11 protein-coding genes are annotated in these 12,180 nt (G+C 72.6%); 5 read left to right on the forward strand and 6 right to left on the reverse strand.

The annotated features are described in order from the left end of the window. The first annotated feature begins 99 nt into the window (after positions 1–99). Together ACFYX3_RS27870 and ACFYX3_RS27875 are read left to right on the forward strand one after the other, a co-directional pair. On the forward strand, positions 100–762 hold the full coding sequence (locus tag ACFYX3_RS27870; RefSeq protein ID WP_389018733.1) for a TetR/AcrR family transcriptional regulator: 663 nt from the start codon (positions 100–102) through the stop codon (positions 760–762). A 68-nt stretch (positions 763–830) separates the two neighbouring features. Further along, positions 831–2,366 carry an MFS transporter gene (locus ACFYX3_RS27875; RefSeq protein ID WP_389018735.1) on the forward strand — a complete coding sequence of 512 codons (1,536 nt, stop codon included), beginning with the start codon at positions 831–833 and terminating at the stop codon, positions 2,364–2,366. A gap of 78 nt (positions 2,367–2,444) precedes the next feature. On the opposite strand, the gene ACFYX3_RS27880 is transcribed toward ACFYX3_RS27875, so the two are convergent. Further along, positions 2,445–2,951, reverse strand: coding sequence for a MarR family winged helix-turn-helix transcriptional regulator (locus ACFYX3_RS27880; protein WP_389018739.1), 507 nt, complete (start codon positions 2,949–2,951; stop codon positions 2,445–2,447). A gap of 88 nt (positions 2,952–3,039) precedes the next feature. Between ACFYX3_RS27880 and ACFYX3_RS27885 the strand changes: the two genes are divergently transcribed. Further along, positions 3,040–3,828 carry a dioxygenase gene (locus ACFYX3_RS27885; protein WP_376582357.1) on the forward strand — a complete coding sequence of 263 codons (789 nt, stop codon included), beginning with the start codon at positions 3,040–3,042 and terminating at the stop codon, positions 3,826–3,828. Between the two features lie 4 nt (positions 3,829–3,832). Here ACFYX3_RS27885 and ACFYX3_RS27890 read toward each other — a convergent pair whose 3' ends face one another. Further along, positions 3,833–4,840 carry a questin oxidase family protein gene (locus ACFYX3_RS27890; protein ID WP_389018744.1) on the reverse strand — a complete coding sequence of 336 codons (1,008 nt, stop codon included), beginning with the start codon at positions 4,838–4,840 and terminating at the stop codon, positions 3,833–3,835. Positions 4,841–5,226: 386 nt separating this feature from the next. On the opposite strand from ACFYX3_RS27890, the gene ACFYX3_RS27895 reads away from it, so the two are divergent. Continuing rightward, complete coding sequence (locus tag ACFYX3_RS27895; protein WP_389018747.1) at positions 5,227–6,228, forward strand: sigma-70 family RNA polymerase sigma factor; 1,002 nt, start codon at positions 5,227–5,229, stop codon at positions 6,226–6,228. A gap of 334 nt (positions 6,229–6,562) precedes the next feature. Here the strand turns inward: ACFYX3_RS27895 and ACFYX3_RS27900 are convergent, their stop codons facing one another. Then, positions 6,563–7,522: a helix-turn-helix transcriptional regulator gene (locus tag ACFYX3_RS27900; protein ID WP_389018750.1), complete on the reverse strand. Its 960-nt coding sequence runs from the start codon at positions 7,520–7,522 to the stop codon at positions 6,563–6,565. A 62-nt stretch (positions 7,523–7,584) separates the two neighbouring features. Here ACFYX3_RS27900 and ACFYX3_RS27905 point away from each other — a divergent pair, with 62 nt between their 5' ends. Further along, positions 7,585–9,126: an MFS transporter gene (locus tag ACFYX3_RS27905; protein ID WP_389018753.1), complete on the forward strand. Its 1,542-nt coding sequence runs from the start codon at positions 7,585–7,587 to the stop codon at positions 9,124–9,126. 138 nt (positions 9,127–9,264) lie between these two features. Here the strand turns inward: ACFYX3_RS27905 and ACFYX3_RS27910 are convergent, their stop codons facing one another. From ACFYX3_RS27910 to ACFYX3_RS27920, 3 genes are all read right to left on the reverse strand, one after another. Then, on the reverse strand, positions 9,265–10,107 hold the full coding sequence (locus ACFYX3_RS27910; protein ID WP_376582348.1) for a DUF6227 family protein: 843 nt from the start codon (positions 10,105–10,107) through the stop codon (positions 9,265–9,267). Between the two features lie 72 nt (positions 10,108–10,179). Continuing rightward, complete coding sequence (locus ACFYX3_RS27915) at positions 10,180–11,259, reverse strand: P1 family peptidase (protein ID WP_389018758.1); 1,080 nt, start codon at positions 11,257–11,259, stop codon at positions 10,180–10,182. Positions 11,260–11,285: 26 nt separating this feature from the next. Further along, a complete protein-coding gene (locus ACFYX3_RS27920; RefSeq protein ID WP_389018761.1) occupies positions 11,286–12,062 on the reverse strand; it encodes an SDR family oxidoreductase in 777 nt (258 codons plus the stop codon). Positions 12,063–12,180: the final 118 nt, after the last annotated feature.

Consider the following 12,180-nt stretch of genomic DNA (forward strand, 5'->3'; position numbering starts at 1 on the left):
TGTCGCTGCAAGTGGGGAATCATTCCCCGGATTCGTTCGTGGATCCGTTCTTCGTGGGTCCGTCGCTCGTGGATCCGTTGACTGTGAGGAGGTCGTGGCGTGACCAGCACCCCCGCCACCGCGCCCGCCCGCCGCGTACCCCGCCCGCGGGCCGACGCCCTGCGCAACCGCGAGCGGATCGTGACGGCGGCCCGCGAGATGTTCGTCGAGTTCGGCTCCCAGGTGCCGTACGACGAGATCGCGCGCCGCGCCGGCGTCGGGAACGCCACGCTCTACCGGAACTTCCCCGAGCGCGCCGACCTCGTCCACGAGGTCGTCCTCTCGCTCATGGCCCGGGTCACCGAGGTCGCCGAGCGGGCCGCCGAGGAGGAGGACGACACGTTCGCCGCCCTCCGCCGCTTCGCCCACGGTGCCGCCGACGAGCGCGTCGGCGCCCTGTGTCCGATGCTCGACGGCGCCTTCGACCGGGACCACCCCGACCTGCTCGCCGAGCGCGACCGTCTGGAGGGGGTCGTCCAGGGCCTCGTCGAGCGGGCGCAGGCGGCCGGCCGGCTCCGCGTCGACGTCGGCGTCGGCGACCTGATGGTGGCGCTCTCCCAGCTGACCCGCCCGCTGCCCGGAGCCGGCTGCGGGGCCTTCGACCGGTTCGTCCACCGCCATCTGCAGCTCTTCCTCGACGGCCTGGAGACGCCCGCCCGCTCCGAGCTGCCCGGGAAGGCCGCGACTCTCGAGGACCTGAGGCGGGACGCCTGCTCCTCGTGATCCGACCCGCACTTCCTTAAGACTTACGTCCCTTTTTCACCAGTACGCGCCAAGAGGTGGCTACCCCCATGCCGAAAATCCCCGACACGACCGCGGTCCAGGCCGACCCCGGCCGCTGGAAAGCCCTCATCTTCATCGCCCTCGCCCAGCTGATGGTCGTGCTCGACGCGACGATCGTGAACATCGCCCTGCCCTCCGCCCAGCACGACCTCGGGATCTCGGACGGCAACCGGCAGTGGGTCATCACCGCCTACGCCCTCGCCTTCGGCGGTCTGCTCCTCTTCGGCGGCCGCATAGCCGACCTGTGGGGCCGCAAGCGGACCTTCGTCACCGGCCTGATCGGCTTCGCCGCCGCCTCCGCCCTCGGCGGCGCCGCGACCGGCGAGGCGATGATGCTCGGTGCCCGCGCGCTCCAGGGCGCCTTCGGTGCGCTCCTCGCGCCCGCCGCGCTCTCCCTGCTCGCCGTGACCTTCACCGACGCCAAGGAGCGCGCGAAGGCCTTCGGCATCTACGGCGCGATCGCCGGCGGCGGCGGCGCCGTGGGCCTGATCCTCGGCGGCTTCCTCACCGAGTACCTGAACTGGCGCTGGACCTTCTTCGTCAACATCCCGTTCGCGATCGTCGCCGCCACCGGCGCGTACCTCGTCGTCCGTGAGCCCGCCGGCGGCCGCAACCGCTCGCCGCTCGACATCCCCGGCGTGATCCTCTCCACCCTCGGCCTGGTCTCGCTCGTCTACGGCTTCACGCGCGCCGAGTCCGCCGGCTGGAGCGACGCCGGCACGATCGGCCTCTTCATCGCCTCCGGCGTGCTGCTCCTCGCCTTCGCGCTCACCGAGTCGCGGGTCAAGCATCCGCTGCTGCCGCTGCGCGTCGTGGCCGACCGCAACCGCGGCGGCGTCTACCTGTCGCTGGGTCTCGCCGTCATCGCGATGTTCGGCCTGTTCCTCTTCCTGACGTACTACCTCCAGGTCGTGAAGGGGTACTCGCCGGTCAAGACGGGCTTCGCGTTCCTGCCGATGATCGTCGGCATGATCACGGGCTCGACCCAGATCGGCACCCGTCTGATGACCCGCGTCCCGCCGCGGTTCCTGATGGCCCCGGGCTTCCTGACCGCCGGCGTCGGCATGCTGCTGCTGACCCAGCTGGAGATCGGCACCTCGTACGCCGGTCTCATCCTGCCCGCGCAGCTGCTCCTCGGCCTGGGCATGGGTACGGCGTTCATGCCGGCCATGTCGCTGGCGACGCTCGGCGTGGACCCGCGGGACGCCGGTGTGGCCTCCGCGATGGTCAACACCTCGCAGCAGGTCGGCGGCGCCATCGGTACGGCCCTGCTGAACACGATCGCCGCCTCGGCGACCGCCGCCTACGTGGCCGACCACGTCGCCGGCGCGACCACCCCGGCCGCGCAGAAGCTGCTCCGGTTCCAGAGCATGGTCGAGGGGTACACGGCGGCCATCTGGTGGGCGGTCGGCATCCTGGTCGTCTCGGCCACGATCGCCTTCGTGTTCATCAACACCGGGAAGCCGGGCGGCGGCCCGGTCGCCGGGTCCGGCGCGGACGCGGGCGCGGAGGACGAGGTGAAGGTGCCGGTCATCGCGCACTGATCGTCGGACGACACGTCACACCGCCTGCCCTGGTTCCGCTCAGCGGAGCCGGGGCAGGTCCGTTCCCGGTGCAGTGGCTCAGCGGAGCCAGGGCAGGTCCGCGTCCGCGTCCTCGGGTTCGAGGCCCTCGGCCATCACGCGCATGATCGCGCCGAGCTGCGTCACCTGTTCGGGGGAGAGCCGGTCGAACATGGCCTGGCGGACGGCCGTCACATGGCCGGGGGCGTTCCGCCGGAGGACCTCCATGCCCTCGTCCGTCAGCTGGGCGAACTGGCCGCGCTTGTCGGAGGGGCAGTTCTCGCGCCGTACCCAGCCGTTCTTCTCCAGGCGGGCGATCGCGTGGGAGAGGCGGGACCGGGTGATCTTGGCGCTGCGGGCCAGCTCGGTCATCCGGAGCCGGCGGCGCGGGGCCTGGGAGAGCTGGACGAGGAGCCCGTAGTAGACGTGCGGCATTCCGGCGTCGCGCTGCAACTGGCGGTCGAGGTGGTCCTCCAGGAGCGTGGTGGCGTGCAGGTACGCGCGCCAGACGTGCTGCTCCTCGTCGGTCAGCCAGCGGGGTTCGGTCATGTCTCCCATGCGTCCCATCGTACGACCCATTCTTGAAAGTTGAACTATTCAGAGCTATGGTGTGCGTAGTGAGCTTGAAGTTTCAAGGACCAGGAGGAAGGTCGCCATGGACGCCACCCTCGAACGGATGCCGGCCCTCTACCTGTCCCACGGCGCCCCGCCGCTCGCCGACGACCCCGTCTGGCCCGGCCAGCTCGCCGCCTGGTCCGCCGGCCTGCCGCGGCCCAAGGCGATCCTCATGGTCTCCGCCCACTGGGAGGAGGCCCCGCTCGCGCTCGGCGCCACCGAGACCGTCCCCCTCGTCTACGACTTCTGGGGCTTCCCCGAGCACTACTACCGCGTCCAGTACGCCGCCCCCGGCGCCCCGCAGCTCGCCGAGGCCGTCCGCAAGCTGCTCCACGGGCCCGGCACGCCCGTGCAGGACATCCCCGACCGGGGCCTCGACCACGGCGCGTACGTACCGCTCGTCGAGATGTACCCCGACGCCGACATCCCCGTCCTCCAGATCTCCATGCCCACCCTCGACCCGCGCCGGCTCATGGACATCGGGCGCAAGCTCGCCCCGCTGCGCGACGAGGGCGTCCTGATCGTCGGCAGCGGCTTCTTCACCCACAACCTCGCCGCCCTCCGCCACACCGGCCCAGGCGTCCCCGGCTGGTCCGCCGAGTTCGACGCCTGGGGGCACGAGGCGCTCGTCGCGCACGACGTCGACGCCCTCCTGGACTTCGAGCACAAGTCGCCCGCCGGCCGCCTCGCCCACCCCCGTACGGAGCACTTCGCCCCGCTCTTCGTCGCCATGGGCGCGGCGGACGCGGCCGGCGACCTCGACGCGGAGAAGTCGGTGATCGACGGCTTCTGGATGGGGCTCGCGAAGCGCTCCGTCCAGTTCGGCTGAACCCTCACAGGACGGGTGGATTGAGGTCGATCGAGCGGACGGCGGCGGCCAGCGCGAGCGGGTCGCCCACGTCGAGCGCCGTGTCCGTGAACTTGATCGTGTGGTCGTCGCCGTGGGCGGCGGCCCGCTCGAAGACCTCCTCGGCGGTGAGGGCCGTGTTCTCGTACGGGGCGGCCTCGCGCGGCGTGTAGGCCGCCGTCACCGCGGCCGCCGCGGCCCAGGCCGCGGCCACGCTCGGCGCCCACAGCCCGCGCGGGAGCGCGGGCAGGGTCCGCAGGACCGCGTTCGGCGCGGTCGCCGCGTGCACCAGCATGATCGGCTCGCCGTGGCCGTGCGTCGCGTACCGGTGCGTCGCCGCCCTCACCAGCTCGGTGAGCAGTGCCTTCGCCGCATCGGGATCCGGAGCCTCCCCCCAGACCGGGAACGCCGTCAGCTGTGCGAGCCGCGCCCGGATCCCGCCGTCCTGCTCGGGAACCGGCGGTACGGCGTCCAGCGCGGCCGCCGCGGAGGGCGCCGGGGCCAGCGGGGCGAGCGGCGGGAGTGGCTGGTGGCGGGCAGCCCAGTAACCGAGGGCGTGCGCCAGCTCGGCGCGGCGCGGTGCCGTCTCCTCCGAGCCCAGGAGGGTCCGTACGGCGTGACCGGTGCGGATCACCGGATGCGTCGCCCCGCCCGCGATGCCGGGCAGCAGCCGGGGCCACCACTCGGCGAGGACCTCCTGCCAGGGGCGGTCCGCCAGCTCGCGGGAGAAGAAACGGGTCCAGTCGGTGATCCGGGCCGGGTCGCCGAGCGCCTCCCGCCAGTCGCCGGCGGTGACCGGGGCGTGCGGGGCGGGCGCCTCCTCCAGTTTGGGCGCGTAGTGGTCGAGCCAGCGGTGCACGGCGGGGGCCTGGCCGTGGCGGACCAGGGCCTCGACGGCCATGGGGGCGTGGTTGGTGAGCCAGCCGTTGCGCTCGGGGCCCGTGGTGTGGAGCCGTTCGAGGGCCTCGTCGAGGGTGCCGGTGGTGTCGGTCATGGGGCGACGCTAGGCCGGGGGAGCGGGGCGGGGGAACGGGCTGGGGACCTAGGACCTGTCGTAGGTCCTCGGGGCGGAGGCGGTCGTGGGGCAACCGTTGATCGCGCCGAGGCGTCTGAAGGGGTGGCGCCGCATGTGATCGCGGTCTCACCGACAGTGTGGTCGTGGGCTTCGCGAAGGGGCGCCGCTGCACCCTCCGTGCCGGTCTGACCTGCGTCTCCGTGGGTATCCGCGGCGTGCCCGCGGGGGTGGCGGCCGCGCAGGATACTGCATGATCGCCAAAATCCATGTGCCGGGTGGGAATTCTGTCCTGATTCCAGTCGTTGTTTCCGTCGGATGCAGGGCACCCGCAAGGGTGTCGCGACCTACTCAGCAAGGGAGCACGCATGGCAACCCGTGCCGTCGCCCGTCGTCAGACCTCCGCCCAGAGCGGGGCCGCACGGGCAAGCAGCGTTCGCGCCGTGGGCGGGGAGATCGCCGACCGCGACCTGGTCGGCATGTACCTCGACGAGATCGCGCGCACGCCCCTGCTCGACGCCGCCAAGGAGGTCGAGCTCTCCCAGACGATCGAGGCGGGTGTCTACGCCCAGCAGATACTCGACGAAGAGGTGGAGAGCGAGGCCGGCGGGGCGACCCGCGAGGAGCTCGAAGCGCTGGTCGCCGAGGGCGAGCGGGCCAAGGACCTCTTCATCAAGTCCAACCTGCGGCTCGTGGTGGCCGTCGCCCGGCGCTACCCGCGCAGCGGGCTGCCGCTGCTCGACCTCATCCAGGAGGGGAACGCGGGCCTGGTGCGCGCGGTCGAGAAGTTCGACTACGCGAAGGGCTTCAAGTTCTCCACGTACGCGACGTGGTGGATCCGCCAGGCCATCACCCGCTCCATCGCCGACCAGTCCCGGACCATCCGGCTCCCCGTCCACCTCGTCGAGGAGCTCGGCCGGATCCGGCGGGTGCAGCGCGAGTTCAACCGGGAGCACGGGCGGGAGCCCGAGCCCGCCGAGATCGCGGAGGAGCTGGGCTCGACGCCCGAGCGCGTCACCGACGTCCTGGACTGGGCGCGGGACCCGGTCTCCCTCAACATGTCGGTCGACGACGAGGGCGAGACCCAGTTCGGCGACCTGCTCGAGGACACCTCGGCGGTCTCCCCGGAGCAGTCCGTCCTCACGCTGCTGCGCAGCGAGGAGCTCGACGACCTCATCGACAAGCTCGACCACCGCACGGCGTCGATCATCCGCATGCGGTACGGGATCGAGGACGGGCGCGAGCGGACGCTGACGGAGGTCGGCAAGGAACACGGACTGACGCGCGAGCGAATCCGCCAGATCGAGAAGCACGCGCTGCTGGAGCTCAAGAAGATGGCGCACGACACGGGCTTCGACGCGGTGGCCTAGAGCGGCCGGCGGCCTGGCCCACCCCGTGTGCCCCCGCTCGGCTGGGCGGTGCCCCGGCCCAGGCCCGTGTGGGCGCGTTCCGCCGGGGCGGGACGGGTGGGCACACGGGACGGCGCCCATCAGCGGCGCCTCCGCGTTCCGGGCCTGGACCCGCACCACCTGGGTGCCGTCATTCGCGGTGCGGGTTCAGGCGCGGGAGCCTCTGGCGCCGGCAAGGGCGCCGTTCCGTTGTGCCCACCCTCCCCCGAGCTCTCGGCTTCGCTCGAGCAGGGGGGACCCCCTCGCCCCGGCGGGACGATTGCCCACAACGGGCGGGCGCGCGCCCACAGCGGCGTCAGGCGTTCGTCGCCGCTTCCAAGCGCGCCGACAGGTCCCGCATGTACGTGATCAGGGGCTCCGGGCCGTGGACCGTGAAGGTGATGTCCATCAGGGCCAGGCGTAGGGCCAGCCATTCCACCGAGTCCGCCACCCGGGCGCGGAGCCGGCAGCGGTCCGGGCCCTCCGCCACCGGGACCAGGTGGGACGGCAGGCGCGCCACCACGAATTCCGCCGGCGCCGCGAACGACACGTCGAGGTCGACCTCGCCCTGGGCCCGCGACATGGAGCGGGCCATGTACGTCGCCGCATCACCGGACGGCAGCTCCCGCGGAGCGAACCGCGCGCCCGTCGCGAACGGCTCGCTCACCCGGTCCACCCGGAACGTCCGCCAGTCCTCCCGCCCCAGGTCGTACGCGACGAGGTACCAGCGCCGCCCCGTCGACACCAGCCGGTACGGCTCCACGAGCCGCTTCGTCTCCGACCCGTCCCCCGCCCGGTAGCCGAACCGCAGCCGCTCGTGCGCCGTCACCGTGCCCGCGAGCGTGGTCAGGGTCGCGGGGGTGACGGTGGCGCCGTCGCCCCGGGTCAGCGGGATCGTCGCGTTCTGGAGGACCGAGACCCGGTGCCGGAGCCGCGACGGCAGCACCTGCTCCAGCTTCGCCAGGGCCCGTACGGACGCCTCCTCGACGCCCTCGATGGCGTGCCCGGCCCCCGCCCGCAGGCCGACGGCGATCGCGACGGCCTCCTCGTCGTCGAGGAGCAGCGGCGGCATCGCCGTACCCGCGACGAGGCGGTAGCCGCCGACCGCGCCCATCGTCGCCTCGACGGGGTAGCCGAGGTCGCGGAGCCGGTCGATGTCACGGCGGATGGTGCGCGGGGAGACCGAGAGCCGTTCGGCGAGTTCGCTTCCGGGCCACTCGCGCGGGGTCTGGAGGAGCGAGAGCAGATTCAGGAGTCGTGCCGGGGTATCCGTCATGTCTTCAAGGATGCGGCCCATCTAGGACATGAGCTGACCTACATGACTTCTATCTTCTTCGTATGAGTTCACACGACGCCGCCACCGAAGCGGCCACGGCAGGCGACAAGCGGCGCTGGATCGCCCTCGCCATCGTCATGACCGCCGCCTTCATGGACCTGGTCGACGCCACGATCGTCAACATCGCGATCCCCAGCATCGAGAAGGACCTCGGCGCCTCGTTCGGGGCCATCCAGTGGATCACCGCCGGGTACGCGCTCGCGTTCGCCGCCGGCCTGATCACCGGCGGACGGCTCGGGGACATCTACGGCCGCAAGCGCCTCTTCCTCCTCGGCACGGCCGGCTTCACCCTCGCCTCGGCGCTCTGCGGCTTCGCGGCCAACCAGGAGATGCTGGTCGGCTCCCGGCTGCTCCAGGGAGCGGCGGCCGCGATGATGGTGCCGCAGGTCCTGTCGATCATCCACGTCACCTTCCCGGCGCACGAGCGCGGCAAGGTCTTCGGGATGTTCGGCGCGATCATCGGCCTCGGCGCGGTCTCGGGCCCGCTGCTCGGCGCGCTGCTCACCCAGTGGAACATCGCGGACCTGGAGTGGCGCCCGATCTTCCTCATCAACCTGCCGGTCGGCATCGCCGCGCTGATCCTGGGCCGGAAGTTCATCACCGAGTCGAAGGCGCCGAAGGCGCTCAAGCTCGACATGGTCGGCGTGCTCCTGGTGACGACCGCGCTGCTGATGCTGGTCTACCCGCTGACGCGCGGCCGTGAGCTGGACTGGCCGCTGTGGGGTCACCTGATGATGGCCGGCAGCCTGCTCGTCTTCGGCGCGCTCGTGGCGTACGAGAAGTACAAGACGAAGAAGGACGGTTCGCCGCTGATCGAGCTGTCGCTGTTCAAGGTGAAGAGCTTCGCGGCCGGTATCGCGGTGCAGCTGACCTTCGGTGTCGTGCTCGGCATCTTCTTCCTGGTCTGGACGCTGTACATGCAGATCGGGCTCGGCTGGAGCCCGCTGAAGGCGGGCCTGACCGGAGTGCCGTTCTCGATCTCGGTGTCGGTGGCCGCGGGCATGTCCGTGCAGAAGCTGGTGCCGCGCTTCGGCCGGAAGGTGCTCCAGGCGGGCGCGCTGACGATGATCGCGGGCATCCTGCTCTACTTCTTCGTCGCGGGCCGGTACGAGACCGGGATCCACTCCTGGCAGATGATTCCGCCGCTGGTGGTCATGGGTCTCGGCATGGGCCTGATCGTGGCGCCGCTGACGGACGCGGTGCTCTCGGAGGTGCCGAAGGAGCACGCCGGTTCGGCCTCGGGCCTGATCAACACGACCGGCCAGATGGGCAACGCGCTCGGCCTCGGCCTGGTGTCGGTGGTCTTCTTCGGGACGATCGACGACGAGCGGCTCGCGAAGGCCCCGGCCGAGGTGGGGACGGCGTTCACGAACGCCTTCCAGAACTCGCTGGGCTGGGCGGCGGGCGTGCTCGCCCTGATCTTCCTGGTGATGTTCGCGCTGCCGGCGAAGCCGAAGCAGCACCTGGAGGGCGGCGGCGACGGTGACGCCGACGGCGAGGCCGGGACGGTCGACGTCGACAAGGAGCCGGTGCTCACGCACTGAGTCGCCGGAAGAGCCGGAAGCGCTAAGGGCCCTGGCCCCGGGATTAACCCCGGGGCCAGGGCCCTTAGCCGTACCCGGCCCGGCGGGTCGCGAGCCCACCCGGCCCGGCGGGTCGCCGGCGCGCGTGGACCGGCGCCGTCAGCGCACCCGCGAGCGGGACTCCATCGCTCCCCGCGCCGTGTGCTCGTCCTCGTACACCTCGCACATGTGCCGGCCGTCCGGCGTCGCCGTGTGCTCGACCTCCCAGAGGCTGACCTCGCTGCCGTCGAGCAGCAGGAACTGGTGCTCGTAGAGGGTGAAGCCGGCGTCCCGGCCGCCTTCCACCGGGCAGTGGCGTCCGAAGGCCTGCGTGATGTGGTGCGCGAAGGCCAGCCGGAGCCGGCGGGCCGTCCGCTCGCCCGGCCGGTCCGCGTTCTCCGCGCGGCGCAGGACGCGGCGCGCGTGGTCGGCCGAGTTGTCCGGCACGTACATCCGGGGCTGGGCGGGTATCGGGCGGGCGAGGAGCGCGCTCAGCAGCTCCAGGTCGTCGTCCTCGTCGAGGACGCGGCCGTCGGAGTGCTCCGCCGTCCAGCGGGGCAGCGGCCCGGTCGGGAGGCGGGAGGCGGCGAGCCGCGCCTCCGACTCCTCCGCGTACAGCTCGAACTGCTCGGTGCCGTCCCGGCCGGCGTTGTGCGCGAGCTCCCAGAGGCTGAGCGCGCTGCCGTCGGCGAGCAGATACGTGTGGCGGTGGGTCGTGCGGTGCAGCGACGCGCTGTGGTGCGAGGAGTGCAGCGCGCTGGAGTGGGCGAGCGCCGTGCCGAGGCGCTCGACGATCGAGTCGGGCAGGTCGAAGGAGTTGAGCGCCCGGCCGAGGAGCCGCTCAAGGTGCGTCTCGGTCGTCTCGTACGGATCGTGAGGATCCTGCGGATCGTTCAAGAGGGTCTCCAGGCCGTCGCCGCATGTCACTTGGTGCTTGCTTAACGTAGTCCCTGGGTCTGACATCTGGTCCGGGGTTCGGGAAAACGAAGGGCGCGCTTGGGAAGTTCCCGCCCCTTTCCTTCAACTCCCTTGGGCTTACCGGGAGTACGCCTCCGCGTCCGTCCCGTACAGCTCGCGGTACGAGGGGAGGTCGCCGCCCGGACCGCGCAGGCCGCCGGGGGCGGCGAGGACGGCGCGGACGATCGCCCGGGTCACGAGGTCCGCGCCCGCCGCCAGGATCTCGTTCAGGGCGAGCGGGCCCGGCCCCTCCGGCAGCTCCCGCGCCCCCGTGGCGAGCGCGAAGACCGTGTCCCCGTCGTTCATCAGGTGCACCGGCCGCACCGCGCGCGCGATGCCGTCGTGCGCCGTGCCCGCGACCTTCTGCGCCTGGGCCCGGGTCAGCGCGGCGTCCGTGGCGACGACGGCGAGCGTCGTGTTCATCGGGGGAGGGGCTGCGGCCCTCCGCGCCTCCGCGAGGCGCCGCTGTGCCGCCTCGTGGACCGCGGTGTCCGGGAAGGCGGGCCGGCCGGGCTCGAAGTAGCTGCCGTACGGGACGCCGGTCGTCGGGTCGACGGCCGAGCCCACCGCGTTCACGACGACGAGTGCGGCGACCGTGATCCCCGACTCCAGGACGGTGCTCGCCGTCCCCACCCCGCCGCGCAGCCCGCCGGCCACGGCCCCGGTGCCCGCGCCGACCGCGCCCGTCTCCACGTGCGCGCGGTCCCCGCTCGCGGCGGCCTCCTCCGCCGCGGCCCGGCCCGTCGACGCGTCCGGGCGGGCGGTGAAGTCGCCGCCCCGGCCCAGGTCGAAGACGCACGCGGCGGGCACCACCGGTACGACGTGGGACGGGTCGGGGCCCACGCGCACGCCGCGGTTCCGCTCCGCCAGCCAGGCCATCACCCCGGCGGCGGAATCCAGGCCGTACGCGCTGCCGCCGGTCAGGACGACCGCGTCGATCCGCTGGACCACGTTCCGCGGGTCCAGGGCGTCCGTCTCCCGCGTGCCGGGGCCGCCGCCCCGTACGTCCACGGCGGCGACGGCCCCGCCCTCCGGGGCGAGGACCACGGTGGTGCCGCTCAGCGCCCCGGGCCCGGCCACACGCGCGTGGCCCACGCGCAGCCCGCTCACGTCGGTGATCGCGTCCCGCCGGTTCGTCGTCTCCTCGGGCAGTGTCATGTCCCCTGCCTACCACGGGTCTTGGCTCAGCGCTTCGGACCGAGGTACGTGCCGCCGGAGGCGTCGATCACCGTGCCGGTGATCCAGCGGCCGTCCTCCGAGGCCAGGAAGGCGACCGGGTCGGCGATGTCCTCCGGCTGCCCGACCCACGGCAGCGCCTGACCGTCGATCAGCATGCCCTCCAGCTGCGGCATCGCGACGAGGGCGGCGGTGAGCCCGGCGGTCTGCGTCGGCCCGGGGGCGACGGTGTTGACGGTGATCCGGCGCGGCCCGACGACGTTGGCGAGCGTGCGGGTGAAGGTCTCCATCGCGCCCTTCGTCATCGCGTACGCCAGCTCGTCGGCGAGCGCGATGCGGGTGACGGCCGAACCGATGTTGATGATCCGGCCGCCGTCCCGCAGCATCGGCAGCAGGCCCTGCACGAGGAAGTACGGCGCCCGGACGTTGACCGCGAAGACGCGGTCGAACTGCTCGGGGGTCTCGTCCGCGAGGTGCCCGCCGGAGGTGGTCGCGGCGGCGTTGTTGACCAGGACGTCGAGTGCCGCCTCGCCGGTGTGGGCGGCGAGGCCGGCCCGGACGCCCTCGACGAGAGCGGTCACGCCGTCGGGCGCGGCCAGGTCGGCCCCGACGGAGAACGCCCGCCCGCCGTCCCGGACGATCAGGTCCACGGTCTCCTGCGCGGCGGCGGCGTCCTGCCCGTAGTGCACGGCGACGACCATCCCGTCGCCGGCGAGCCGACGGGCGATGGCGCGCCCGATGCCACGGGAGGAACCGGTGACGAGGGCGGTGCGGGGCTGCGACATGGCGTTCTCCTCGGTCTGCGGCCCGGGGCGGCTCCCCGGGGCACGGGAAGAACACTCGCGCGGCGCGCTGACGAACCACTGACGACGGACTGACACCCACTGACGGCCCCGTCGCGGG

This window comes from Streptomyces sp. NPDC002463 (assembly GCF_042889835.1).
Classification (GTDB): Bacteria; Actinomycetota; Actinomycetes; order Streptomycetales; family Streptomycetaceae; genus Streptomyces; species Streptomyces nymphaeiformis.

Bases quoted from the DNA above. Each gene is read 5' to 3' on its own strand.
- ACFYX3_RS27875 (WP_389018735.1), top strand. From the start codon at position 831: ATGCCGAAAATCCCCGACACGACCGCGGTCCAGGCCGACCCCGGCCGC.
- ACFYX3_RS27880 (WP_389018739.1), bottom strand. From the start codon at position 2,951: ATGGGACGCATGGGAGACATGACCGAACCCCGCTGGCTGACCGACGAG.
- ACFYX3_RS27885 (WP_376582357.1), top strand. From the start codon at position 3,040: ATGGACGCCACCCTCGAACGGATGCCGGCCCTCTACCTGTCCCACGGC.
- ACFYX3_RS27890 (WP_389018744.1), bottom strand. From the start codon at position 4,840: ATGACCGACACCACCGGCACCCTCGACGAGGCCCTCGAACGGCTCCAC.
- ACFYX3_RS27895 (WP_389018747.1), top strand. From the start codon at position 5,227: ATGGCAACCCGTGCCGTCGCCCGTCGTCAGACCTCCGCCCAGAGCGGG.
- ACFYX3_RS27900 (WP_389018750.1), bottom strand. From the start codon at position 7,522: ATGACGGATACCCCGGCACGACTCCTGAATCTGCTCTCGCTCCTCCAG.
- ACFYX3_RS27905 (WP_389018753.1), top strand. From the start codon at position 7,585: ATGAGTTCACACGACGCCGCCACCGAAGCGGCCACGGCAGGCGACAAG.
- ACFYX3_RS27910 (WP_376582348.1), bottom strand. From the start codon at position 10,107: ATGTCAGACCCAGGGACTACGTTAAGCAAGCACCAAGTGACATGCGGC.
- ACFYX3_RS27915 (WP_389018758.1), bottom strand. From the start codon at position 11,259: ATGACACTGCCCGAGGAGACGACGAACCGGCGGGACGCGATCACCGAC.
- ACFYX3_RS27920 (WP_389018761.1), bottom strand. From the start codon at position 12,062: ATGTCGCAGCCCCGCACCGCCCTCGTCACCGGTTCCTCCCGTGGCATC.